Raw genomic sequence first — 25,404 nt, forward strand, 5'->3', positions numbered from 1 at the left:
TGATGGTTAGACTGTTGCCAGCTGTGTTGCTCGTAGTAGTTGCGACACTAATCGTTCGATTAGCGCCTTGTGACATCATGATGTTACCGGTCACTTCGAGTGTGCTTGCCGGCGCCGTCGTCCCAATGCCCACATTCCCCGCATTGAAATAGATGTTGCTCCCGGCAGTAGTCCACTGCGAGGATCCCGCCCCAATAGCAGCAGTTCTTTGTACCGTGCCATCGGGGAACATAATCCCATCTGTCCCGGCCGAACCACTGACATGCAATCTAGCTGCCGGTGTTTCCGTGCCGATGCCAAAATTACCGTTAGCATCGATGGAGATACCACTAAGGTTGAGAGTTGCTCCTGCATTAGAACCACCAGGCGACTGTACACTGCTTGCAGCAGGGGCTGGAGTAGATGGCAACGTCGATGCGATGCTTGGGCTAACGGCGCGCGACGCCACAGCCGCAACTTTACTGGCGACGATATTGAGACCCTCGAATGATCCGTTAGTTGTTGCTAGCACAAGATCGCTGCGTGACACTGAGCTGCCGGCGTAGGCCGTCACCACACTATCAACAGCAGCCTCCGCACCGGACGTCACTTCAGCCGCGAAAAAACGGATGCTATCTGATTCAATGGAGAAGACATCGAGGTTTTCCGTCATCGACGAGACGAGCACTGTGATGGCTCGTCCGATACTTCCGTTGCTAGGCAATAATGCTGCGATAGAGCCAAGGCCCCTGACGGCACCCTCAGATGCGCTGCGTATTAACGAGCGCTTGTCACCTGCACCAGCAGGGAGAGCTGCAACTCCAGTCGTGATACCTGCAGCAATGGCCGGTAGGTCGTATTGAAGGATGGTCGCTTCGTTAGATCCGGTTTCCCCCACTTGAGCGACTATAGACTGTGAGACATCATCGATGACGTGCGCCATGTCACTGACTGGAATCACAGAATTAGCCAGGGATCTGACAGCGCCGTTGGCTATGGCCGTATGGGCGGTGGCCTTAGCTGTCATACCTACTGTCGCGGAACCTTGCGGTAGATTGGCGGCATCAAGATCCTTTAGACTTGCAAAGAGTCCGCTTGCCATGAGCCCTGTCAGGGCGCTGACACGGCCGTGATCGTTGATGCTGATGGGCGCGACCGGCAGAGCACTTGCTGCACCGTAGATGATGACACCTACCAGTTTGGTAGCATCTGTCGATGTGCTTACGCCGGCAGCTATTACAGCATCGGTCGCTGCTTTGCTCACCACCATGGCATCAGATTCACTCAGACTATTTTGATCCGCATGCTCGCCAGATGGCCCCACTGCCATCACCATGTCTTTGATCAACCGCTCCGCTAACGTCGATAATCTGGCTGCTGGATCTTGGCCGTATTGGTCGTAAGTGTCTTCCGTCGTATCGTTGCCGTCATCGACCTGCAGCGGCGATCTTTTTTTGGTACATGTAAAAGTCAAAAGGCCGAGCGCAATCATGAGTCCCGTTGCTAGTAGCGAACGAAAATCCTGACGCACACCTAATTTTGTCATCCAGCCCTTCACGTCTCAGGACACCTTTTGCAGCATCAAATCGCTGTGCATATTTTTATGTCTCGTTTATCGGCAGAACTAATTCCTCCTTTAGGATCTAACTTTCCGAACTTCCTGAGAGAAATAGAATCATGTGGGGCCGCAAAGATGCCTAAAGGACTGCACGTGTCTGACCGATACCAAAATATAGTCACAGGTAAACATTTGGTATTTGGATCAATGGAGTGATCTTAAGCACAAGATTTCGTCAATTTACCGCTGGCGCGGTAGTCGCCGTAGCGGCATGGAGTTATTCATGCCCAAGCTACGCTGAGGCTATTTTTTCTGTTTTCTCGTCAAGCAAGAGCACCTCTGTCGTCTACAACCTGAGCGATGGTTCAAACTCCACTAAAATAGTAAACGGTCAGGAATACGGTGTGATTTTCGGTTATAAGCCATGGCACAAAATCCCTGCATCTTTTGGCCTGATGACCACGTATTACGCGCTCAATACTGGCTCAGTTGCCACGGCTATAGCTGAAGATGACCTCGGTGACTCCCTCAAGTTTTTCGGCGTATCGGGGAGTGGCTCCCTATCAGGCTTGCTCTATGGTCCCCACCTAACTTTGTGGTATCCGAGCCACTACGTGCAGCCGTATCTACGGGTCGGCATGCTGATGGGTGAGGAGGAAAACTCACTGCGTAGTGATGCAGCCACATTAGGTAACGTCTCACCCGCACGGTCTATCAAGGGCCAGCACATCGATACTTTTGAGGTGAATGCAAACTTCATTAGCATAGGATTCTCTATGAGCCCGATCAGGATCCTGCGCCTCAACCATGACCCCAACTTCCCTGTCGTCGCCACTGAGCATCATGTGTATACATTTGCGCTGTTTGGTGAATATGCGACCGAAATGGGTACCAGAACCCTGATCGCCACCTCGCGCTCAAGAGCATCAACGATGGACAACACAACTACAACTACAGATGCGAGCAGGATCTCGGCGAAAGAGCTTATAGACCAAGATGCACAAGCAACGAGTATCCGCTTCGGTATTGAATATCGGTTCTAGTCGCTCTTTGCCATCGCTGCGAGTCCCGCCGCCAGGTCAATCACTTCGATTTTGGCCTTAAATTTTTTGCTAAGTTGCGACCTCAGGAATTTCTCCTCTGTAGCCTTCGCGATCGCATCTCTATCCCTAGCAGTCAACTTAGTCATTTTAATTTCACTGACAATAATTTCCTGACCATTTGCCGAGGCGTAGCGGACACCATCAAACTCAAGACCAGGCTCCCAATATCGCGATGCATGTGGGAATAAGGCAACAATGTCTGACTCAAACATTCTCGAGGCATGGTCGCTGATGATCCTCCGCTTGTCAGCCGCCGTGTAGAGTTCCCAGCGTGACCGATGCGGAGAATAACAACCAAACCAGAAGGCCAAGCAGTGATCATGCAATTTATATAGAGATCTCTTCGTAGTCCTTGCCGATTCGCCAAACGGAATTTCACGCTTGATAAGAGATGCATCGCGCAGCAGCTGGAGTGGCCCTGACAGAGAAGTTTGTTTAACACCCATGCGCGATGCTATTTCCGATGGTCGATTGACGCCGCGTCCAACCAACTCGAGTATGGATTTGGCCTGATCGCCGACGATGTTCTCATCTTTGAGGAGGCGTTCGGGTTCGTACTCTAGTCGCGACCCAACCTCGAAGTAAAGGCGATCCGCAAGCTCTATGATATTCGCTTTTTTGTCGATAAATTCCCAGTATTTTGGGATGCCACCGACCATAGCAAATCGCAGATAAGTATCCAAAGAGTCGGGATTTAGTCCGAGCTTCTGACAGAAATAGCGGTACTGCATCGGCTGGACGTGCATCACCTCCCCAGCCCGCTCAAAGAGCGGAGACTGCGCGTTGAGAAAGATGTCGTGCATCATAGTCTGCGATGAACCAAGTAAGATTAGCTGAAAATTCTTTGGACGATCATGATCAATCCATTTTTGTAACCTTGATGGTAGGGACGAATTCGAGCGCAACAAATAGGGAAACTCATCGATGATGAGCGTGCACTTCGTGCTAACTGTTTTCAGTAGGGCAAGCAACTCGGACCAGCTAGATACAGGTACTGACGGTAGGAGACCAGTCAAATCCTCAGTGAGCTGCGCAATCTGCAGTGCTTCGGTCCCTTCGATGGCCTGACTATAGTAGACGCTGTCCGGAGACTTTTGACGTCGTGCAAATTCTTTGACCAGGGCCGTTTTACCGACGCGGCGACGCCCGTAAATGACCGAAAGCCCACTCGGCCGAGCCCCTAAGATTTTCAACTCACTGACTCTATTGATAAAAGTCATTTATGGTCCCCAATAATTATTATCAGTAACAATAATTATTGTCAGCCATCATCCGTCCGGGCGTCAACCAGCTTCCGCCGCGTCACCGCCCCGCCAAACGCTTTTTGAGAGGCTCTAACCGCTCTGCTTTTAGCTGCTGCGGCTTCGCGATAGCCAATGCTGTGGCCAAGTCCTTTGGCAATGTGCCGAGGATTTCCATCTCGTAGCTCATCCAAACACCAAACTCCGCGTAGACGAGGTCACGCATCGCGAGCGTGAGCTCTAGAATGTCGCGGCTACTGGCGCCCTGGTTATAGACAAAGTTTGCATGGTGATGACTGACGACCGCACCACCTTGGCGGCGGCCTTTTGCTCCTGCAGCAGCGAGCAGCATGCCGCTGGGAATTCCCACCGTGTAATCGTTTTTAAAGACACAACCGCACGACGGGAAGTCGAACTGGCCCTTGCTCTGGCGGTCGTCCTCGCAGTGACGCATCACGCGCGCGATGTCTTTGGCGTCTCCGGCTTTGAGCTGAAGCTCGACACCGATGATGATGTCGCCGTTCTCCATAAACACGGTATCTTTATAACCGCGAAACATCTTGGGATCAGCGTACTCGCGCCGCTCGCCACTTCGCGTCACTGTAATGACTTTAGTGGCGATCTGGCTGATCTCACCACCGTAGCACCGCGCGTTCATGCGTACGGTCCCACCAATCTGACCGGGGAGACGGTTCATCCAGGCGGCACCGGCAAGACCATGCTTCAACGCGAGCTTAGCTATGGCGGTGTTTTCAACCCCTGCGCCCGCAATAATCTTATCGCCCACAACCTTGATGTCGCTAACCGCAGTCAAGACGACAACTGCACCAGCAAAGGGCTCGTCCATGACGAGCGAGTTGGTGCCTGCACCGAGCACAATAAGGGGGAGCCCCGTCGTCTGCGCCTCGCTAAGCTGCGCTGCCAATTCCGCTGCATCCTGCGGTTGGTACAGCACATCTGCTGGGCCACCGGTCTTGTAGTAGGCAAAGTCCTTGAGCAGCACTTGCTTAAGAGTCGGCATAATTAGTGGTCTTCGTCGGGGAAGAGACTAAACAGATCTCGTTGATAGGCGTTGTACGTTACGGCATCAGTCAGCACGAATGTGATGCGCTTCACCGCCGGCGTCGGCCTTGACGACGTGAGAAAAGCTTTCACCGTCGCAAGCGCCTCGGACGCTCCTCCGCTCTCACCCTCGATCACTACATGCCGGTGACCAAGCTGGTCAGCCTCAGCCAAACTGGCAAGGGTCGCTCTTGCCGTGTAGTCACGGACAAAAGAGCGGCTGTCCCCTTGCCAAAGATCGATCGAAGCGCCGTGATAGCGGCGAATTCCCAACATAAGAGTCGCCTAACTCAGCGCAAACGTTTAGCCAACACTGCCGCCATATCAGCCGGGGAATCCACCACGGACACGCCAGCTTCGCGCAGCGCTTCCATCTTCTCAGCCGCGGTACCGTGACCGCCCGAGATGATGGCTCCAGCGTGACCCATGCGCTTGCCGGCAGGGGCTGTCTGCCCTGCGATAAAGCCTGCGACTGGTTTTTTGACGTTTTCCTTGATGAACTGGGCCGCTTTGATCTCGAGGTCACCACCGATCTCACCGATCATGATGATGCCCTTGGTCTCCGGGTCCTCTTCGAACATCTGCAGCACTTCGATAAAGTTGGTGCCGTTGATGGGGTCACCACCGATACCGATACACGTCGTCTGGCCTAGACCAAGCGTTGTGGTTTGATGCACAGCTTCGTAAGTCAGAGTGCCGGACTTGGAGACGATACCGACTTTGCCACGCTTATGGATGTAGCCCGGCATGATGCCGATTTTACATTCATCTGGCGTGATAATGCCCGGGCAGTTAGGTCCGATAAGGCGCGATTTCGAACGGTCTAGAGCTTTGCGCACCGGCACCATATCCATGACCGGGATACCCTCGGTGATGGCGACGATCAGTTCGATTTCTGCCGCGATCGCCTCCAGAATGGCATCAGCTGCAAACGGCGGTGGTACGAAGATCATCGAGGCGTTGGCGCCGGTCTTCTCCCTAGCCTCAGCCACTGTGTCGAACACGGGGAGACCAATATGTGTGCTACCGCCCTTGCCCGGGGTCACACCGCCGACAAAGCGCGGTGCATATTCATGGGATAACTTGGTGTGGAACTCACCGGACTTGCCGGTGATGCCTTGAGTGATAACGCGCGTATGTTTGTTGACTAAGATAGCCACTGTGTCTTCTCCTTTGCTGCCACGAGGCAGGTAGATCCGCTGCTTTAGCCTTTGCGAGCTGCTTCGACCACTTTGCGTGCACCGTCGTTCATATCTGTTGCCGCGGTCAGCCTTAGTCCCGACTCCTCGAGCATCTTACGACCGAGCTCAACGTTAGTGCCTTCGAGACGGACCACCACGGGGACCTTGACGCCAATGTCACGGGCCGCAGCGATGACGCCGTCGGCGATCACGTCACAGCGCATGATGCCGCCGAAAATGTTGACGAACAGAGCCTTCACCTTGCTGTCTGACAGCAGGATCTTGAAGGCGTTGGTCACCATTTCTTTGGTGGCACCACCACCGACGTCGAGGAAGTTGGCCGGGCTACCGCCGTTGAGCTTGATGATGTCCATGGTCGCCATCGCTAGACCGGCGCCGTTAACAAGACAGCCGATGTTGCCGTCAAGGCCGATGTAGTTGAGGCCGTATTTGGAGGCCGCCACTTCACGCGGGTCCTCTTCCGAAAAGTCGCGCATCGCCTCAATGTCTTTATGACGGTAGAGGGCGTTATCATCGAAGTTCATCTTGCCGTCGAGTGCCAGCATCTTGCCCTGCTTAGTCACCACCAGGGGGTTGATTTCAAGGAGTGAGTAGTCGTACTTGATGAACATCTTGTAGAGCTTGTCGACAAAGTTGTGCAGCTCTTTACTAACTTCGGGCGATAGCCGCATCGCGTAGGACAGCGTGCGCAGGTGGAAGGGCTTCAGGCCCACCGTCGGATCGACACGCACGGTGACGATCTTCTCCGGATGTTTCGCTGCGACTTCCTCGATGTCCATCCCGCCCTCAGTGGAGAACATGATGGCTACCGACGCCGACTCGCGATCGACGAGCATCGACAGGTAGTACTCCTTGTCGATGTCGCTGCCTGCCTCGACGTAGACTTTATGTACGATTTTGCCCTCGGCACCGGTTTGCGGGGTGACGAGTCGCATGCCGATCATCTTGGCTGTGACTTCGCCGCACTCTTCCGGTGATTTAACCAACTTAACACCGCCGGCCTTGCCGCGGCCACCCGCGTGAACTTGGGCCTTGACCACGGCCACTTTGACGCCGAGACGGCGCATGGCGAATTCAGCCTCGGTCGGGTTATGCGCTAGGTAGCCCTCAGGCACCGGCACGCCGTTTTGTGCGAACAAGCTCTTTGCTTGGTATTCATGGATGTTCATGCAGTGCGTCCCCTTCGCCTAAAACCGCAGAATTTTCGTGCAATGGGACCAAGGCTAGCATATTATTAGGATCCTTTGCAGCATCGGACTTTATCATGACCCGTTCAAATCGACTTCGTACACCCCGCGTTCTGATTGCCGGTGGCGCTGGCTTTATTGGCAGCCACCTTTGTGACCGTTACCTCGCAGCCGGCTGGGACGTGATCTGCTTGGATAACTTTCACACCGGCACCAAGGACAATGTGCACCACCTCATGGGGCACCCGCGCTTTGAGCTGGTCCGTCACGACATAGTTGAGCCGTACCTGGCTGAGGTCGATTTGATCCTCAACTTCGCCTGTCCGGCTAGCCCCGTACATTACCAGGAGAATCCGATTAAAACGCTGAAGACCAGCGTCTTGGGGACGATGAACCTCCTGGGCCTTGCACGCCGTGTTGGAGCGCGGTTTATGCAGGCCAGCACGTCGGAGGTCTACGGCGATCCGCTGCAGCACCCGCAGACGGAGGCCTACTGGGGCAACGTGAACCCGATCGGCATACGCAGCTGTTACGACGAGGGCAAGCGCGCGGCCGAGACCTTGTGCTTTGACTACCATCGGCAGCACGGTGTCGATATCCGCGTCATCCGTATCTTCAACACCTACGGTCCCCGGATGGCAGCTGATGATGGCCGTGTGGTGAGTAATTTTATTGTGCAAGCTCTCCGAGGTGAGGACTTAACGATTTACGGCGACGGCAGCCAGACGCGGTCCTTCTGTTTCGTCGACAATCTGGTGGACGGCATTATCCGGTTCGCTGCTAGCACGGGCGAGACTGGACCAATCAACCTTGGCAACGACGGCGAGTTCACGGTGCGTGAGCTGGCCGAAGAGGTGCTGAAGCAAGTCGGCGGCAAATCTAAGATCGCTTACCTACCGCTGCCGAGTGACGACCCTAAGTGCCGGCGTCCTAACCTAAGCAAGACTAAGGCCGTGCTCAAGGGGTGGGAGCCGACCATTCCGCTGGCGCAGGGCATCAGTCGCACGATCGATTACTTCCGTGCGTCATTGGCTCAACACGCAGCGACTAAGCATCTCGGGTGACTAGATGGCGCGCGCTGACAAGTCATCGATAGAGACCTTCGACTTTCCGGCCGGTCATGTGCTGGCCAAAAAGTACGAGGTCATGTCACGCCTGGGCTCGGGCTGGGAGGGTGAGGTCTACCTGCTTAAGGAGAATGCGACGGGTATTGAGCGCGCTGCTAAGTTCTTCTACCCCGAGCGCAACAAGCGCAATAAGACTATCAACTTCTACGCCAAGAAGCTGCACAAGCTGCGCGACTGTCCGGCGTTGATCCAGTACCACACGCAGGAGATCATCCACTACGGCGGTCACGACATCTCATTCTTGGTGTCGGACTATGTCGAGGGCGAGGTACTGCAGGATTTTGTGCGACACCAGCCGGGTAAGCGGCTCGACTCATTTCAGGCCCTGCATGTGCTCCACAGCTTGACGGTGGCGTTAGAGGCGATACACCGTTTGCAGGATTATCACGGGGATTTGCATCCCGGTAATGTGATCATCAGGCGCCGCGGTCTCAGTTTTGATGTTAAGCTGCTCGACTTCTTTCACTGGGGAGCACCTAGTCCACTCAACATCCGCGATGACGTGTACGATGTGGTGCGGATCCTCTACGAGATTACTGGTGGCAAGGCGCGTTATCAACGGCATCCGCCCGAGATCAAGGCGATCATACTTGGGCTTAAGCGCTCCCTAATCTTAAAGAAGTTCCGCACCATCACGATGCTGCGTGAGCACCTTGAGACGCTGCAGTGGGAGAGCATTTGACGGAGGAGCCGGTCGAGGGCGAGTTAGGCGGCGATTACGTGCCGTCGCCGGAAGACTTCCTGCCGTCGTCCCCCAAGCCGCTCAGCCGTTTAAATCAGAGGCCTAGCCTGGCCGCGCTCAAGCCGGCGCTCATCGCATTTGGGCTATTTTTGATCCTTAGTTTGCACGATTGGCTGGTGCCTGATGCTGATGGCCTCTGGGCTAGTAACGCTAGGGTCCTCGGCCAGCACGAGTATTGGCGTCTCATCACGGCGCTCTGCGTGCATTCTGACGTCGGCCATCTCCTCGCCAATGCGCCCCTTTTTCTCATCTTTGGTTGGTATCTTCGTGCCTTTTTCGGCTGGATCGCTTTCCCAGTGATTGCTGTGGTGATCGGCGCCCTGAGTAATCTGATTACGGTTTACTCGTATTCCCCTGATACGGAGCTCATCGGAGCATCCGGCATGCTCTACGGGATGGTCGCCATGTGGCTAGTCCTGTACGTGAAGTACGAGGACACACTGCCCTGGGGCGTGCGCCTGCTGCGCGCGGTGGGAGTGTCGCTACTGCTACTGTTCCCCACGACCTTTAGGGAGGAGACGAGCTACACGGCACATCTTGCGGGATTTTTGTTAGGCGTAGGATTTGGGATTCTGGGAGTTTGGTGCAAAAGTATCATCCGACTGCAGAGATCCCTTTGACCCTGTCTTCAGCCTCTTTTTTCAGTCTGTCATTAATCCAATTTTTGATCACAGCTTGACGAGGGATCTGCAATTTGTTTGCCTCGAAATCCAAGGCGCGAACCATCCAAATTGGAAAGTCGACATTTACTTTAAAGACAGCATTCTCCTCGCTCATGAATTCGCTGATATCCTCACCGCTATCGAATAAAGCAGCAAGGCGATCCGATGAAATACCTTCAGCTTTTACATTGGACTTCTTCGTACTTGATTTTTTTTTAGAGGCCATATTTGCTCCTTTCGCGTTCATTCAGCCGTCGAAATGAAAGAATCCTGATGACACGAGACCCGTCACCTCTTGTACGAATTACATACATTGCTCCCCACACTCGACCGTTTATTTCACCCGCTCGAAGGTAAACCTGCTCACCCGAATTAACATTTAATTTAGCTTCAACCCCGTCCACATCCCAAAGCTTCGCAGCCTCATTAAAACCCATCAACCGCTCTGGGTCGGATTTATTCCTTACGCTTTTGGGCTCATCCCACTCGAATTGCGGCACGCCACAGCCTCCATTGTATACCTACCAAATACCATATCGGTATATCCATAATAATTCTTTAAGACACATATCTCGCCCAAGAATAAGAAGCAGATCCCCAAACCGCACAGTAAGGACCATAGTTTCTATTGATTTTTAATAGAATCTATAATATCCAAGCCCCCATCAGGGGCCCGTACCCATCTTAAGCCCCAGAACACAACCACCTGATATTATTGCAAAAGAAGACTATCATGACACAACGCTGTGGCTACGTCGCACTCCTGGGTCGCCCCAATGCCGGTAAGAGCACCCTCCTCAACGCTCTCGTCGGGGATAAACTGGCCGTTGTTAGTCGCAAGCCACAGACGACGCGTAACCGCATTCTTGGGATTGCGCAGCACGAAGAGGCGCAGATTCTATTTCTCGATACGCCCGGGTTACACAAAGACCGCGGTCGCAACTTGATCAACACAGTGATGAACCGGGTCGCTCTGCAGGTAGCGAGCGAAGCCGATCTCATTGTGTACCTTGTCGACATCATGGTTGGGTTTAGTCCTGAGGATGAAAAATTTCTCGGTCGCATCCTAAACAGCAGCAAAGCACCTGTGCTGATTCTTGCCGCCAAGGCTGACGCCATTCAAAAAGCCGAGCGCGCCTCAGGACTTGCTGGCATCAGCCTACGTATGGAGGCCTTCTTCGCTACGGAAGAGATGGCGCCGCACCTAAGCCGCCTTCTACAACCGGATCCCGTGCCACTTTCCGGCAAGCGTCCAGAGGACGTTGCTGAACTACGCGAATTCATGGCCGATCAACTCCCCGAAGGACCATGGCTATTTGCCGCTGACGACCTAACCGACATGCCGCGTAACTTTATCTGCGCGGAGCTTATCCGTGAGCAGATCTTCCGCCAGATTGGTCAGGAGATCCCCTACGGTACGGCGGTTAAAGTGCTACGCGTTGAGATGAAGCCCGAGATCGTGGTTGTCGAGGCCAAGGTGCTTCTCAGTCAAAAGAGCCATAAGCCGATAATCCTCGGCAAGGGTGGCAGTCGGATCAAGGCGATTGGTTCCGCGGCGCGAGAATCTCTCCAGCAGCACTTTGATCAAAAAGTGTACCTCGACCTCAACGTCGGTGTGGCTGAGGGTTGGATCGATGATCAGCGTCTGATCGCTGAACTTGCTAACATCAGTGAAGACATGCTTTTGCAGCCAGAGGCCTCAGAGTCGCCACTGCACTAGGATGACCAGCGCCGATGGGAACCGACACAGAATTCACCGCCAAAGCTACGCGTCACTGGACCAAGGAGCGCGAGGCTAAGATCACTGGTGGTAAAGACTGGTTGATTAGGCCGAGCGAGAGTGCGCCGGTACTGCGTGCAGTCGGCCTACTTAACGCTGACGCGTCGATGTCAGCTGACGCGGTGCGTAAATTCTCGCAGATCAATCATATGCTCACCTTGCTGCGGCCAGTGCTCGAAGACTTGGTCGCCCGTCACCAACAAGTCCGCGTCGTCGACGCCTGCTGCGGTACGTCGTATCTCAGCCTTTTGCTCGCCTGGCTACTGCGCCACAAGTGGCATAAGGATGCGCAGATCATAGGGATCGACGCTAACGCCAAAGTCATTGCGACCAGTCAGCAGCGAGCCGTCGCCCTTGGGCTCGGCGATATGCTGCGTTTTACTGCGGCGCGTGTCGGGGATAGACCGTGGCATGACATCTACGGCGCGCTATTTCCAGTTGCCAGTGACGGCGAGATATCTGCCGCGCCGAGACCGCACTTAGTTATTTCACTCCATGCCTGCGATACAGCTACTGATCACGCGATGGCCTTTGCTGTGCACGCTAAGGCAGATGCTATGGCCTTTGCTCCGTGCTGCCATGCCGAGCTTGCACGCAAATGGAAGGATCTTGCGGAGTCCAAGACTTTGCATCCATTTAGCCCGATCTTTCAGACGCCCAACATCCGCCGCGAGACGGCGGCACATTTCACCGATACCATGCGGATGCTTTTACTCCGCAGCCGCGGCTATGAAGTGACGGCCACGGAATTTGTACCAGCGGCGCATACTGTGAAAAACCGGCTCCTCCTTTGTCAGCGTCGAGGCCAGTATTTAAAGAGCGCCGGCGTTGAATTCTCGGAGATGAAGGCGGCTCTGCTCAACACCGGGATCATCCTCGAAGATCTCCTTAAATAAGGATCGATTTAGCAGATGATCAAGATCGCCGATGATTTGGCTGCCCAAGGTTGGGCCAAGTATGAGGGATTCCTGTCCGACACTGAGTGGCGGGGGCTGGTGGCCGACATTGACCAACTTAAAGCAGCTGGCCTGATGCGTGCCTCTGGTGTTGGGCGTGCCGACGACTTTCAACTCAATAGCTCCGTACGCTCCGATCTCATTTACTGGCTAGACACTGGCGCGCTAACTCCGGCACAGGGGATCGCCCTGGCACGCCTTGAAGACCTGCGGCAGACGCTTAACCGCGAGCTTTACATGGGACTACGTGAGTTAGAGGCCCACCTCACCCACTATGGACCCAGTGGTCACTACGATAAGCACGTCGATAACTTTCAAGGTCAATCGACGCGCATACTCTCGTGCATCGTCTATCTCAACGACAACTGGCAACCCGGCGACGGTGGTGAACTACGTATTTATGCCGCCGACGCGCCGGAGCGCCTGGTGGCGACAGTGGAACCGCGTGCTGGCACCTTGGCTTGTTTTCTCAGTCGTGATATCCCGCATGAAGTAGCGACGACGACCAGGGATAGGCTGAGCATGACAGGTTGGTTCAGGTGAGTGACGCGATCAAAAATATTACACGCGTGGCCGTTTCTGCCGCGAGCTTCGTCAAGAACGCTATGCTCGTGAGCGAACTTCGTGAGCTTGGTGTTGAAGTGATTCTCAACCCGCTCGGCCATGTGATGACGCGGGATGAGCTCATACATTTTTGGCGTGACACCAATCCCGATGCTGCCATCGTCGGCACTGAGTTAGTTGATGCCGCGGTGCTTGACGCTGCACCGAATCTTAGGGTTATCGCCAAATACGGCGTCGGCTTAGACAACATAGACGAAGCTGAACTATCATGTCGAGATATCACCCTGGCTTGGACGGGTGGCGTTAACAAGAGGGCTGTGTCTGAGCTCGTTCTTGCATTTGCGCTAGGTCATTTTCGTAATGCTGCCGCGAGCATTGATCTCATGCGCCACGGTCAATGGGTCAAAGACGGTGGGCGCCAGCTTTCTAATCTGCGCGTCGGTATCGTCGGATTTGGGCATGTTGGCTCTGATTTAGCCTTACTGCTTAAGGCCTTCGGAAGCGACGTAGTGTGTCACGATATATTAGATAAGGCGCATGAGGCAGCTAAAGTGGGCGCAAGACAAGTGAGTTATGATGACCTCCTCACAAGTGCCGACATGATCACTTTCCACGTGCCTGCCACGGCATTAACGCTCGGTATGTTTGGCGCGCGCGAGCTGGCCCGCGTCAAGCAATCAGCACTGATCGTCAATACCTCAAGGGGATCTGTGCTTGATTTTGATGCCACCACCCAAGCACTGCTGAGAGGTCGCATCGGTGGCCTTGCGGTCGATGTATACCCATCGGAGCCATTCAAGCTATCTCCTGAGTTAGCGGCATGCTCACGCCTTTACGCTACGCCTCACATCGGCGGTAATACGCGCGAGGCTGTGCTGGCTATGGGACGCTCTGCAATCGCGGGGATCCGTACATTTCCCTGCACTAAGAAGGTGAGAAGGTGACACGGTTATAAGATTTGGTCTGGCCCTCACCGTTGATTGTGGCAGAATAGCCCGACAAACAGACAGATTGAGCGACAGACAGACACCAATCGGGGGGGAGAGCCATCATGACCACCGCAGACCAAACGGGCCAGCCTGTGCTCACGGCGGAGCGCACACTTGGTGCCGGGTCCGACTACGCGGATGAGATAGACCTCATCGATATTATTGGCTTTATGTGGCGCTGGCGTAAAACCATCGTCAGCTGCACCTTAACTGGTTTGGCTTTGGGCGGCGGGATTTGGGCCGTTAAGCATAGGCCCGTCGGTGCTCCCGATGCCGTCGCGGGTCAGTGGACGGCAGTGGTCAGTCCGGCCACAGAGGGATTCCAGACTGCGCTGATTGCGACCAATTTGACGGCGTTCCTCAAGACCGAGGCTGGTGCCCAGGCTTTGTTTGAGAATCCGTCCATCATCGGCGCGACCCTTAACGAGGGGCAGCAAAAGCGCCTCGCCAGTCAGCAGCAGTCAGGCAGTGGTGCCTTGCGCGGTATCGAAGTCAAAGGTACGCAACTGCTTATCAGCCTAGACTGCTCGGCTGGCTGCGAGGCCGCTGCCCTAGAGAAGTCGGTACCAATTGCACTTAATCGGGCGATTGCAGCGTTTAACCTCAAGTATGCAGAGCCCTACGAAAAGGCTCAGGAAGAGGTGGCCCTGCGGCAGCTGGAGCTCGGCTCCATCAAGACCCAGGCATTGAAATTGTACAACAAACACTCGGGCCTAGGACGCGACTACAGTGAGTTCGTCATCACCGGTCTCGGCGCCGCATTAGCGACCGACAAGACTGGCGACGTCGTTACCTTCCTGCTCGGTCCTGTACCTGCGACAGAGCCTCTACGGATTAAGCTGATTAACCAGCAGTCCGAGGCGCAGGTAGCTTACGCAGCGGCGCAGGAGCAGCTTAAGTTGGTTAAGACCGGCTCGGGCGTCGAGACGCTTACTCGGCTACCATTACTGAGCACCGGCTCCGAGCTGAAGCAAGCGTCGGCGCTACCTTTGCCCGTCAGCGGTAAGGGTCTTAACAACGTCTTTGTGGCGGTGGTCCTTGGCACCATCCTAGGCGGTATGGCTGGGATCTTTGTTGCGGCAATCAGGGCCTTTTTCCGCTCCAATGCGGCGCGGCTTAGGTCTGTACTGGCAGGCGCTGGCACCAACTGAATTTTTTGACGGAATTTCGGTAGATAAACCAAAAATAGTTGCGTATAGACCTCCCCACACGTGCGTGACTTACGCCTTGGGGAGGACTTTTTCGTTGATGCGCCTTACAAATACATCATTGATTCTAGCAAGTTTCCTCGCTCTAGCGGCTAGTGCCCGGGCTGAGTCCAAGTGGTGGCAAAAGAGCACCGTATACCAAATCTATCCACGTTCGTTTCAGGACAGTAACGGAGACGGCGTCGGCGATCTCAATGGGATCACTGAGCGCCTTGATTACCTGGCCGATTTGGGTGTGGATGCGCTGTGGATATCACCCTTTTATCCGTCGCCGATGAAGGACTTTGGCTACGATATTGCTGACTTTTCTGGCGTCGATCCGCTCTTTGGCACGCTCGCTGACTTTGACCGTTTAGTTGCTGCAGCACACGGTCGTGGGATGCGCATCATCATGGATTACGTCCCTAATCACTCATCGGACGAGCATCCTTGGTTCAAAGAATCCCGTAGCTCCCGCACTAATCCCAAACGCGACTGGTATATCTGGCGCGACGGCCGTGGCGGTAATCAGCCGCCATCAAACTGGCTAAGCGTCTTCGGTGGCTCGGCTTGGACTCTCGATCCCGTGACCGGTCAGTATTACTACCATCAGTTTTTGGCGGAACAACCTGATGTCAACTGGCGTAACCCCGACGTTCAGCGCGCGATGCTCGCAGCGATGAAGTTTTGGCTAGATCGAGGTGTAGACGGTTTTCGCGTCGACGCGATTAATCATGCCTTCGAGACCGAGGAACTGCGCGACGAGCCATTGAACCCGAGTTACGACGACACCAAACCTGAGTACGACTCGTTGTTCCATCCGTACACCACGGACCAACCCGGCAATCACGACGTGGTGCGCGCGATGCGCAAATTAGTCGATCGGTACGCAGGTGACCGCGTTTTAATCACTGAGGCCTATCTGCCCTACGATCGCCAAGCCCTCTACTACGGCACGAGAAGCGCGCCCGAGGCGCAGCTGCCGTTTAACTTTCAATTACTAGAGTTGCCGCAATGGACCGCTGAGGCTGTAGCTAAAAAAGTTAACGAGTACGAGGCAGCGCTCCCGGCACATGGCTGGCCCAATTATGTCCTGAGCAATCACGACAAGCCACGCCTCGCTTCACGCCTACCCACTGGTCAAGTACGCATCGCAGCGATGGTGCTACTCACACTGCGTGGGACACCAACGCTTTATTATGCTGACGAGCTTGGTGCTCCTAATGTTGTGATACCGCCGGAACGCGCACGGGATCCCGTCGAGCTCAAGGCACCAGGTAAGGGCTTCGGTCGCGATCCGTCACGCACACCGATGCTCTGGGACACGACTGCGTATAGCGGTTTCAGTACTGTCGAACCTTGGCTGCCAGTCGAACCAAATTACGCCGCCCTCAACGTCGCCACGCAGACGAGTGACCCGAGCTCAGTGCTGTCTCTTTACAAAGCACTGCTTAAACTACGGCGATCTAACACGGTGCTCAATGTTGGTAGCTATAAACAGATTGCCGCACCCGCGGGCGTCTTTGCCTTCGTGCGTCAAGATGGCGCCAAGAAAGTGCTCGTCGCACTTAACTTCACGGCGGCATCTGCTTCGTTAGATCTTGGTGACCTTCGTGGCACGGTGGCTCTCACTTCCGTCATGGATGGTCGCGTCGGTGAGCAGGTTTCTGAAAGATTAGCGCTGCGTCCCAATGAGGGCGTGGTGGTCGAGCTTTAAAGAAAGAATTCGGGAAGAAAGCCAGCATAGTACAAAGGCAAGGTCAGCAAGTCACCTTGGATGCCGCCTGCAGTGCCCACCAGCTTGATGGAACGAGTTGGCTTATAGCGCAAACGAAAGTTGTCTAGACTTTTAGACCGCGTACGTTTGCCAGATTTAACCTCGATCGGAGTGGCAAATTCGCCGCCACTAGGGAAAAGGAACTCAATTTCGGCATCACCGGCAGAGCGCCAAGTGTACAACTTTCGTGCTGGTAATGCCTTCAGCTCATTAGCCACAAAATTCTCAGCAATGTATCCTTTGTAATCATATTTTGCGTTCAAATGCTGATTAAGTGAGATACCAAGCTGTGCTGAGAGTATACCCATGTCGAAGACATAGCCTTTAAAATGGGATTCATGAGTAATTAAGGGAACGGTCGGATCTTTGACAATAAAGCTACGGTGCATCATCCGCATTTGCTCAAGCCACACTATTGGTCCTTCAAGCTCAGCGTAGGATTTCTTTTTGGGCAGTACGTTTTTAAATTTAAACTTCTGCACGGACCCATCGATAAACTGCGCTAGTTGATTTGGTAGATTTTGAAATACACCTACAATTTGCGGCGCATTGCGGCCTGAATATTTACCAAAATCGAGATGATAACTATCAATAAGTTGCTCTTGTAGCACTCTTACTGCCTGAGCTCCCTCCACAGGTGAATACTGACGCTTTTTGGCCCAAAGTGCCACCACTTCGGGTAGTCCGCCGACATAGAAATACTCGAGTAGCAACGGCCAAATTTGGCCAAACAGTGCGGGTGAAATATCTCTCCTGCGAAAAGCTGTCACAATAGGACTATCACCGACGATAGCAAACAGAAACTCAGCAAATGTCATCGGAAACATTTCTAAAGTCTCAACCTTGCCCACTGGGAAACTCTGCATAAGTCCGATATAAGAACCGGTGGCAACGACCTTAGCCTGTGGCAAGTCCTCATTAAAATATTTCAGCGACGTAATCGCTTCACCACAGGCCTGGATCTCGTCAAAAAAAATCACATCGTTTTGCAAATCAATTTCGTGATTAGCGAATAATGCCAGCTTCTTAATCAATTCGTTTGGATTCAACGTCTCTTGAAAAAGGCTGGCGAGTGAACGGTTTTTCTCAAAATTAAAAATATGAAGCTTCCGGCAGTGCGGCATGAGCGTATTCTGGACGGTATAGGTCTTGCCTACCTGTCTGGCGCCCATAATCAGCAACGGCTTGGTTCCGGATTTAAGCCACTGGTTGATCACCGCTGCTACGACACGATACATATCCGCACCAATCTCAATTAAATCTTTTAAAACAGGGCGTTGACAGTATTCTGAAGGCGAGTCCGAAGTCCCGGCTGCTCGACAGCCTTGATCACTCCTAAGATATAATACAGCATTTCAGACTTTTTGGTGCCTAAAAGTCGGACTTTTTATATTTTTAAGGGGTATACTTTTCTGACTAATACCGACCGATCATCCTAACTCGGCCAATTCATCCTCTTAAACTTCCACTCGGGGATGCTCCGGATCACCAGCATGATCCAGCGCCAGAACCAGGGGACGTAGACGACGTCACGTCCCGAAGCGATCGCAGCCACAATCACTTTGGCCACTTGATCGGGCTTAGCCCAGAGTAAACCCTTTTTGTAACTAGCTGTCATGGGGGTGTCGACAAAGCCAGGACGGATATCGATGACACTGACCCCTGCTACCGCTAGACGATTGCGTAGGCCGCTGAGAAAGACGCTCAGACCCCCCTTGGCCGCACCGTACACATAATTTGATTTACGTCCGCGGTCGCCGGCAACAGAGGTGATAACAGCAATGGTCCCGGACTTTTGCTCCTCAAAGTGATTGCCCAGGACCGTGAGCAGAGACACGTGACTGAGAAAGTTACTGGCGATGATAGCTAGCGTCTTCGGCACCGAGGCCTGCAGCGTGGCCTGCGCCCCGAGCTCCCCATGGGCTATCAGCGCTATATCTAGGCCACCGAGCGCTGCCGCTGCGTCACTGATGATTACTTCGTGACCTTTCGTATCCACTAAATCAGCGGCTACGGCGACGACTCTACAAGCTCCACGCACCTTAACGTCACTCTCGGTCGCTGCCAATTTCGCAACGTCGCGACCGACGAGATAGAGTGCTGCTCCCTGATGCGCATAGAGCCGCGCCACTGCGCCGGCCATCGATGAGGTGGCACCTAAAATCAAGACTCGCTTCATGCGGACTCCATAATGCGCTGCCAAAAACTGGACGAGAATCTGGGATCGACAAAATGCCGAAACTCCTGCCACCGCGGATAGTACTGCCTAAATGCTGCTGGGCTCATCCGCGCATCTTTCGCTATATACACACTGCCATTTGCAGCACAGGTAATCGCATCTAGCCTCTCAAATAACCGCAAAACATCGTCACCGGTGTTGGCAAAATCTAGCGCCAACGTCACGCCGTGGCGGGGGAACGACATCATCCCAAGGGAGGGTTTAGCGCCAAAGGTTTTAAGCACAGCCAAAAACGAACCAAGTCGGGCGCGGGAGATCGTGTCCAAAATCTCGCGCATCGCCGCGGTGCCACTGCTAAATGGGACGACGCATTGATACTGGTAGAAGCCGCGCTTGCCATAAATGCGGTTCCAATCGTGCACGGCATCCAGGGGATAAAAGAAGGGGTCATAAAACACTCTTGTGGCGTGATGGGTCCGAAGCTGCTTGTGATAATAGGCGAGATTGAAGGCCTTTACTGTGAGTGGATGCATGGCGACGTTGGGTAAATCCATGGGCAGGTGCCATTTTGCGTTGATAGAGGCCACGGATTTAGCTCTAGCGGCATCGATACCATCAGTCGCGTGATTGCCGCGGATAAACAGGCCGCGCCCCAAATTTCTTTTGCTAGCGAGACAATCGATCCAAGATACCGTGTACATAAATTGGTGTTCAGACTCTCGTGACAGGGCGAAGAATTCGTCTAGCCCACCAAACTTGATCACCTCTTGATCAATCAGGGGCGAGCTGATTTTTTTAAGTTGAAACTCTACCCAGGTGATTACCCCCGTTAGTCCGAGACCACCAATCGTAGCAAAGTAGACGTCCTGATTTTGCGTCGGCGAGCATTCACGCCGACTGCCGTCGGAGCGCATGAGTTCCAGCCTGCGCACCGCATGACCGAAGGTGCCATCAACGTGATGATTTTTGCCGTGCACATCGTTAGCAACAGCGCCACCTACAGTCACAAACTTTGTACCTGGTGTCACCGGGAGGAACCACCCGCGCGGCACCACCAACTCCAGCACTTCCGCCAGTGACACTCCAGCCTCGCACCGTATGATGCCGTTAACGGGATCAAAACTAATAAACCGATCTAAGCCGCGTGTGAGTAAAAGCACGCCTTGATCATTTAAACAGCTATCACCGTAGCTACGACCTAGTCCGTAGGCGAGTACAGACTTACCCTTGCCACTAATGCTATGGAGCACGTCACTCTGCCAATAGAGCGAGCGTGCTTGCGGGACCACACTACGTGGTAATCGTCCCCAGCTTTCAAGACGCGTCATCGCTAGGCCTCATATAGCTAAGGCCAGTATGCCGCAAATCACGAGGCCACAGAGCCAGCTCACCGGATCTTTAATGGCAAAGATGACAGGATCATCATGGACCTCGCCGCGCTGGGCAAGTAGCCAGATGCGGGAGCTCCAGTAGAGTAATACGGGCGCGAGTAACCAGAGATACTGAGGTTCCGCATAGCGATGCTCGGGATTGCTGCCGTTTAAGTAAAGTACCGTCACCAGCACGGCGAGATAAGAGCTTGCGATACCGTTCACAAACACCGTTTGCTTATCGTTATAGACGTAGCCGCGACCGGCGATGGTGGCTTTGCCGCGGCCATGCGTCAGCTCGGTATACCTTTTGACGAGGGCCAAACCAAAAAAGAAAAAAATCGAAAACGCCAGGAGCCAATCCGACACCGGTACCGACGTAGCCGATCCTCCCGCCAGGATACGCAGCGTATAAAACCCAGCCAGTGTCATGGTGTCGACCAAGACTACCTCTTTTAATCTTAGCGAATAAGCGACATTAAGGACGAAGTACAGCGTCAGATAAGCCTGCGTAAGTCCGTCCAATGGTGCGGCCAAAAGGCCGGCGGCGCCAAGCAGAGCTGGCATGAGCAGGAAACCGAATTTCAGCGGCAAATCGCCCGAGGCAAAGGGGCGTTTACTTTTGGAGTGATGGGCCCGGTCGGAATCGACATCAAGGAGATCGTTCATTACATAGACGGCCGAGGCCAGACATGAAAATGCCGCGGCGGCCAGAGCAGCGAGCCCCCAACGATCGAGATCGCGGAAGTGATGAGCCGCAAGAAAAGGCAGAAACAGCAACGCGTTCTTGAGCCACTGATGGATACGCAGCTGTTTAAAGAGTGGCCTCTTCAGCGGTACGCGGTCTCTCACCACCTCGTGAGGGACGCCGGTCTTAGCCAGTCGCCGCGCCACGCTTGGTGACGGATTGATGGCAATGGCTTGGGCGCTGCGCTCCCAGATCACCAGGTCTGCACTGGAATCACCAGCATAGACGAAGGGGCGGCCGGCAATCCGCTCTTCAATGGCCTTTAGTTTAGTCGCACCCTTGAGATTGGCTGCATTTGTGGCGATAACGTCATCGAAATCACCCAAATGATCTGCCACCAATGTGACCACGCGCTCATGCGAGGCCGAGGCGAGCACGACGCGGTGGCCATGTTCTCGCGCCTGTTTGATGAGCTGAACGATATGCTTACGGTAGGGTAGGCGCGCCGGATCAAGCGAGACGTGCTCAGCCAATTGACGCTTGAGCTCGACCTTCCCGCCAATGGCCCAGAGCGGTAGACGCACGACAAGACGGGGATTTGATTTACAAAGGCGTAAAATTTGCTCGAAAAGGAGATCGGTACGGACCAGAGTCTCGTCGAGGTCAATGACGAGGGTGGCAGCGGCCGTCCCGGGTGGCGTGACTAAAGGCGCCAAAGATTAGCTCCCAAGCAAACTTTTTCCCGTTTTTCTATCCATCTATCCTATCACGGCTGGCGGAGTGACCAAAGCTGACGGTCGCAATCACCGCGCGGCGCAGCGATCCCCGTCAGGACGCAGTGTGCCAGGATTTACGATTCACGATTTATGAATTTTTCGCCGGGCTCAAAGCCACTGATTCGCCTGCGGGATGTAATCCTTGGGCATCTCAGGAGTAAAAAACTTCCGCTTATCGGCGACAAAGTTGAAGTAAAGGATGTGGCGCAGGGCAGCGACGCCGTCACGCCAGGTGATCTTTTTACCCTCGATATAATTCCGGGGGTAATAGGCGATAGGATACTCCTCCACCCTAACCTTTAAGCAAGCGACCTTAGCCGTGACCTCAGGTTCGAAACCGAACCGGTTGCTCTCAAGGACGATATTCTTGATGATCCGCGCCTTGAAGAGTTTGTAACAGGTCTCCATATCCGTCAGGTAGAGGCCGGACGAGAAGTTACTAAGGATCGTCAGAAAGCGGTTAATGAGATAGTGAAAGGTGCGATGAACCTGCGGCGCATTCTTTTTAAAACGAGAGCCAAATACCACGTCAGCCCTGTCGCTCAAAAGCGGCAAGATCAGCGTCGGCAAATCGCGAGGGTCGTACTCAAAGTCGGCATCCTGCACACAGACGATATCGCCCGTGGCTAAGGCAAACCCGCTGCGCAGCGCTGCCCCTTTGCCCTCATTGACCGGCTTGAATACCGTCTGCACCTTGGACTTGAAAGGGAACCCCTTGATAATGGCTGCTGACCCGTCTTTAGAACAGTCGTCGACGAAGACCAGCTCCTTATCACATGGCAGCTCAATTCCGTCGATCAGCTTCAAAAAGCGCTCAAGGTGCTGCGCCTCATTGTAGACGGGGATCACCAGGGAGATGGTCTTTCGGCTGTCATTCATGGCACTTAGGTCCTAGGTTGGGTTCAAGGCCGCTGCCTCAGGCGGCAGCCCCACCTGCTCATAGTAGAGTACCAAGCTTTCGTCAAATCCCATTAGATATTTTGTGCTTAGGATGGGAAGTGATAGCCTCACCCGGTCGCATCATCCGCCACCGTCTCATGAGGCCCCAAATAAGCTGCGATGTCTCAACTGCCCCTAGAAAATGAAGTCTGGAATTCCGACGACCTCGAACCGGTGGACACCTGTCCTTTTTGCCAATCGACCGAGCGTTCGCTAGCGCATCATGGGGTGAGAGACTGGTGTTTTTATGCTGCGCCTGGGGCCTGGGACTTTTATGAATGCCGACGCTGCCAATGCATCTATCTCGATCCTCGCCCCACGGCATCATCCATCGGACGTGCCTATGCCAACTACTACACGCACGAGCAACCCTCGTCATTAGCCGCACGCATCAAGGATAGACTTAAGAACGAGGTGTACAGCGAGCTTCTAGGGCTAGATGTCAGGCCGCGCATGGTGCCTTCAAAGCTGGTGCAAAAACTCGTCACTAAATTCCTTGGCGCCAGTGTCTCTAAACCATTTGGTTTTGAGTTGCTCGGCAGTTTACCAAAGGGAAAATTCCTCGATGTCGGTTGTGGATCAGGCGTGATCGTCCGATTTGCACGATCACTCGGCTGGGACGCCATGGGTATCGATATGGATCCTGTCGCCGTCGGCAAAGCGCAGGCCATCGGTCTCAACGTCGTCCAGGGATCGCCAGCGGATATCCCAAAATATGGTCAAGAATTTGACTGCATCATGTGCTGCCACGTGCTCGAGCATGTGCATGATCCCATCGCCATGCTCAAAATCCTCAAGTCCGCGCTAAAACCCTGCGGCACCTTGTTCCTCGTGCTACCTAATTCACAGAGTGGGCTCCGCGCCCACTTTAGCGAGAACTGGCGTGGCCTCGAGGCGCCGCGCCATCTCCAGATCCCCTCGCAGCAGGGGCTGACGAGCCTACTCGCCGCTCTGGGATTTAAAGTCAAAGTCGTTTACGACCCGTCGGCACCCACCGCAGCCGAGTCCTTGCGGATCCAGCGTCGCGACCGCGTCGTCAACGACGATGATCTAAGTCGGGCTGCTGCTCTTGGCGACAGTTTAACTAAAGATCCAAATCGCGGTAATTTCATCGGCCTTTATCTGACACTCTGATCGCGTCGCCCATCTCACAGTGATCCATTCACCATGATCCACCCTAAGACGTGGTAGGATATATGAGATCCACATCTTTTCCCCATCGCCCCCATAATCACAAACATAATCCTAAATATATTTGGGCTCGCACCACGTAAAGGAGACCCATGCGATACATCAGCCTGAGTTCCATTGTGATCGCTTTCCTCCTGGTAACGCCACGTCCCCTACTTGCGCAATCTGACGCGGAAGCCAACATTAATCTTTTCGGAACTCCCGACCCTATCGAAGAGTCGGAGAAACCGAAAAAACCAGCCAAGAAAAAAAAGAAGCCAAAGAAAGAGAAAATCCCAGAATCTGACACTGCCGATCCCTTTGCTGCCACTGTCGAAGAGACACCCAAGGCCGAGAGCCTGGACGCCACCGTCCCGCCTGAGTCTACCGAAGGCGGGGGTAAAACGGAGGGGACGGAGAAAATTGATGGACTAGAGAAGACCGAGGGCCTTGAGAAAACTGAGACCCAAGAAGGCCTGGAAGGCGAAAAGCGCAAAACTAAGAAGGGCAAAAAGAAGGGCAAAAAATCAAGGAAAGCGGCCGAAGTCACTGACGCTGAGACAGCAGAACCTACCGAGATGATTGCTGGTCCGAAAGCCCTCGAAGGCACAACCGCTTACCTTGGTTTAGGTAAAGCAAAACTGACGGGCGACCTCGGCCAGATTGTGAATGGTTCCTACGAATTCACGCTCGAGGCAACTCGCTACCGGCTGGTAAAAAACGCCTTTGGCATCGGTTTCGGTGCGGGCTACCGCTACGCAAATGGTACGAAGAGTACCGCCGCACCGGCACTGACGTCGATCACGGCCAAGGTCAAACACGAGCAGCATAACGCCGATGTTCATATCGGGGTCAACTACACGCTCGCCGGTGGCTTTGGCCTAGGGATGGATGTTGCGGGAGTCATGCAACTTGATAGCCTCCTGATCACCATGCCATCAGCGAGCCCTTTTGGTGACGACTACTATGTCTCCTACGGTATCGGTATGCTCTCGCGCTTCGATCTCCATTACCGATTCACTAAAGCTATCGTCCGTCTCAACTACTCGCTAGAAACCGGACGCAAACAGCAAAGCCAGACCCTCTACTTCAGCAATAAACAGATCGACATCAACCCCGCCCAGACTGTGATCGGGCTTCAGATTGGTTTCGTTCTTTAGTCTTAT

General features: G+C 53.9%; 25 protein-coding genes. 12 read left to right on the forward strand and 13 right to left on the reverse strand.

Features of this window, described 5'->3' with window-relative positions; all coding sequences use genetic code 11:
- The coding region (locus FJ146_14765) for a hypothetical protein (protein ID MBM4253229.1) at positions 1-1,525 on the reverse strand (1,525 nt) is incomplete at its 3' end.
- 224 nt (positions 1,526-1,749) lie between these two features.
- On the opposite strand from FJ146_14765, the gene FJ146_14770 reads away from it, so the two are divergent.
- Entirely contained in the window at positions 1,750-2,580 is an 831-nt protein-coding gene (locus FJ146_14770; protein ID MBM4253230.1) for a hypothetical protein, read from the forward strand.
- Here the strand turns inward: FJ146_14770 and FJ146_14775 are convergent.
- The 5 genes from FJ146_14775 to sucC all read right to left on the reverse strand — a co-directional run bounded on the left by FJ146_14775 (position 2,577) and on the right by sucC (position 7,314).
- The gene (locus FJ146_14775) at positions 2,577-3,860 is read right to left on the reverse strand and encodes an ATP-binding protein (GenBank protein MBM4253231.1); all 1,284 of its coding nucleotides are present in this window, start codon (positions 3,858-3,860) and stop codon (positions 2,577-2,579) included. The genes FJ146_14770 and FJ146_14775 overlap by 4 nt on opposite strands.
- 82 nt (positions 3,861-3,942) lie before the next feature.
- Positions 3,943-4,902, reverse strand: coding sequence for a UDP-N-acetylmuramate dehydrogenase (gene murB, locus FJ146_14780; protein MBM4253232.1), 960 nt, complete (start codon positions 4,900-4,902; stop codon positions 3,943-3,945).
- A 2-nt stretch (positions 4,903-4,904) separates the two neighbouring features.
- Positions 4,905-5,219, reverse strand: coding sequence for a hypothetical protein (locus tag FJ146_14785; protein MBM4253233.1), 315 nt, complete (start codon positions 5,217-5,219; stop codon positions 4,905-4,907).
- 14 nt (positions 5,220-5,233) lie between these two features.
- Positions 5,234-6,103: a succinate--CoA ligase subunit alpha gene (gene sucD, locus FJ146_14790; protein MBM4253234.1), complete on the reverse strand. Its 870-nt coding sequence runs from the start codon at positions 6,101-6,103 to the stop codon at positions 5,234-5,236.
- A 44-nt stretch (positions 6,104-6,147) separates the two neighbouring features.
- Complete coding sequence (gene sucC, locus FJ146_14795) at positions 6,148-7,314, reverse strand: ADP-forming succinate--CoA ligase subunit beta (protein MBM4253235.1); 1,167 nt, start codon at positions 7,312-7,314, stop codon at positions 6,148-6,150.
- A 95-nt stretch (positions 7,315-7,409) separates the two neighbouring features.
- On the opposite strand from sucC, the gene FJ146_14800 reads away from it, so the two are divergent.
- The 3 genes from FJ146_14800 to FJ146_14810 are packed head-to-tail and all read left to right on the forward strand — an operon-like array spanning position 7,410 to position 9,821.
- Positions 7,410-8,396, forward strand: a complete 987-nt coding sequence (locus FJ146_14800; GenBank protein ID MBM4253236.1) for an SDR family oxidoreductase — start codon at positions 7,410-7,412, stop codon at positions 8,394-8,396.
- 4 nt (positions 8,397-8,400) lie between these two features.
- Positions 8,401-9,141 carry a serine/threonine protein kinase gene (locus FJ146_14805; protein ID MBM4253237.1) on the forward strand — a complete coding sequence of 247 codons (741 nt, stop codon included), beginning with the start codon at positions 8,401-8,403 and terminating at the stop codon, positions 9,139-9,141.
- A complete protein-coding gene (locus FJ146_14810) occupies positions 9,126-9,821 on the forward strand; it encodes a rhomboid family intramembrane serine protease (protein ID MBM4253238.1) in 696 nt (231 codons plus the stop codon). Before FJ146_14805 ends, FJ146_14810 begins: the two co-directional genes overlap by 16 nt.
- On the opposite strand, the gene FJ146_14815 is transcribed toward FJ146_14810, so the two are convergent.
- On the reverse strand, positions 9,796-10,089 hold the full coding sequence (locus FJ146_14815; protein ID MBM4253239.1) for a CopG family transcriptional regulator: 294 nt from the start codon (positions 10,087-10,089) through the stop codon (positions 9,796-9,798). The genes FJ146_14810 and FJ146_14815 overlap by 26 nt on opposite strands.
- Positions 10,079-10,363, reverse strand: a complete 285-nt coding sequence (locus tag FJ146_14820) for a hypothetical protein (GenBank protein ID MBM4253240.1) — start codon at positions 10,361-10,363, stop codon at positions 10,079-10,081. The genes FJ146_14815 and FJ146_14820 overlap by 11 nt, the downstream gene beginning before the upstream one ends.
- 233 nt (positions 10,364-10,596) lie before the next feature.
- Here FJ146_14820 and FJ146_14825 point away from each other — a divergent pair, with 233 nt between their 5' ends.
- The 6 genes from FJ146_14825 (at position 10,597) to FJ146_14850 (ending at position 17,056) form a co-directional block, all read left to right on the forward strand.
- Positions 10,597-11,583, forward strand: coding sequence for a GTPase Era (locus tag FJ146_14825; protein MBM4253241.1), 987 nt, complete (start codon positions 10,597-10,599; stop codon positions 11,581-11,583).
- A gap of 14 nt (positions 11,584-11,597) precedes the next feature.
- Positions 11,598-12,539: an SAM-dependent methyltransferase gene (locus FJ146_14830; GenBank protein MBM4253242.1), complete on the forward strand. Its 942-nt coding sequence runs from the start codon at positions 11,598-11,600 to the stop codon at positions 12,537-12,539.
- 15 nt (positions 12,540-12,554) lie between these two features.
- The gene (locus FJ146_14835) at positions 12,555-13,142 is read left to right on the forward strand and encodes a 2OG-Fe(II) oxygenase (GenBank protein MBM4253243.1); all 588 of its coding nucleotides are present in this window, start codon (positions 12,555-12,557) and stop codon (positions 13,140-13,142) included.
- On the forward strand, positions 13,139-14,107 hold the full coding sequence (locus FJ146_14840) for a hypothetical protein (GenBank protein ID MBM4253244.1): 969 nt from the start codon (positions 13,139-13,141) through the stop codon (positions 14,105-14,107). The genes FJ146_14835 and FJ146_14840 overlap by 4 nt, the downstream gene beginning before the upstream one ends.
- A 107-nt stretch (positions 14,108-14,214) precedes the next feature.
- Positions 14,215-15,303, forward strand: a complete 1,089-nt coding sequence (locus FJ146_14845; protein ID MBM4253245.1) for a hypothetical protein — start codon at positions 14,215-14,217, stop codon at positions 15,301-15,303.
- Between the two features lie 97 nt (positions 15,304-15,400).
- Positions 15,401-17,056, forward strand: coding sequence for an alpha-amylase (locus FJ146_14850; protein ID MBM4253246.1), 1,656 nt, complete (start codon positions 15,401-15,403; stop codon positions 17,054-17,056).
- Here FJ146_14850 and FJ146_14855 read toward each other — a convergent pair.
- From FJ146_14855 to FJ146_14875, 5 genes are all read right to left on the reverse strand, one after another.
- On the reverse strand, positions 17,053-18,354 hold the full coding sequence (locus FJ146_14855; GenBank protein ID MBM4253247.1) for an ATP-binding protein: 1,302 nt from the start codon (positions 18,352-18,354) through the stop codon (positions 17,053-17,055). The genes FJ146_14850 and FJ146_14855 overlap by 4 nt on opposite strands.
- Positions 18,355-18,551: 197 nt before the next feature.
- Positions 18,552-19,295, reverse strand: a complete 744-nt coding sequence (locus FJ146_14860; protein ID MBM4253248.1) for an SDR family oxidoreductase — start codon at positions 19,293-19,295, stop codon at positions 18,552-18,554.
- Positions 19,292-20,623, reverse strand: coding sequence for an FAD-binding oxidoreductase (locus tag FJ146_14865; protein MBM4253249.1), 1,332 nt, complete (start codon positions 20,621-20,623; stop codon positions 19,292-19,294). The genes FJ146_14860 and FJ146_14865 overlap by 4 nt, the downstream gene beginning before the upstream one ends.
- 9 nt (positions 20,624-20,632) lie before the next feature.
- Positions 20,633-22,069 carry a UbiA family prenyltransferase gene (locus tag FJ146_14870; protein ID MBM4253250.1) on the reverse strand — a complete coding sequence of 479 codons (1,437 nt, stop codon included), beginning with the start codon at positions 22,067-22,069 and terminating at the stop codon, positions 20,633-20,635.
- 168 nt (positions 22,070-22,237) lie between these two features.
- The gene (locus FJ146_14875; protein ID MBM4253251.1) at positions 22,238-23,008 is read right to left on the reverse strand and encodes a glycosyltransferase family 2 protein; all 771 of its coding nucleotides are present in this window, start codon (positions 23,006-23,008) and stop codon (positions 22,238-22,240) included.
- A 180-nt stretch (positions 23,009-23,188) separates the two neighbouring features.
- Between FJ146_14875 and FJ146_14880 the strand changes: the two genes are divergently transcribed.
- Both FJ146_14880 and FJ146_14885 read left to right on the forward strand, forming a co-directional pair.
- Positions 23,189-24,202, forward strand: coding sequence for a class I SAM-dependent methyltransferase (locus tag FJ146_14880; protein ID MBM4253252.1), 1,014 nt, complete (start codon positions 23,189-23,191; stop codon positions 24,200-24,202).
- A gap of 149 nt (positions 24,203-24,351) precedes the next feature.
- Positions 24,352-25,398: a hypothetical protein gene (locus FJ146_14885; GenBank protein MBM4253253.1), complete on the forward strand. Its 1,047-nt coding sequence runs from the start codon at positions 24,352-24,354 to the stop codon at positions 25,396-25,398.
- Positions 25,399-25,404: the final 6 nt, after the last annotated feature.

The organism is Deltaproteobacteria bacterium, from assembly GCA_016874735.1.
In the GTDB taxonomy this organism is placed as follows: Bacteria; Bdellovibrionota_B; Oligoflexia; order Oligoflexales; family CAIYRB01; genus CAIYRB01.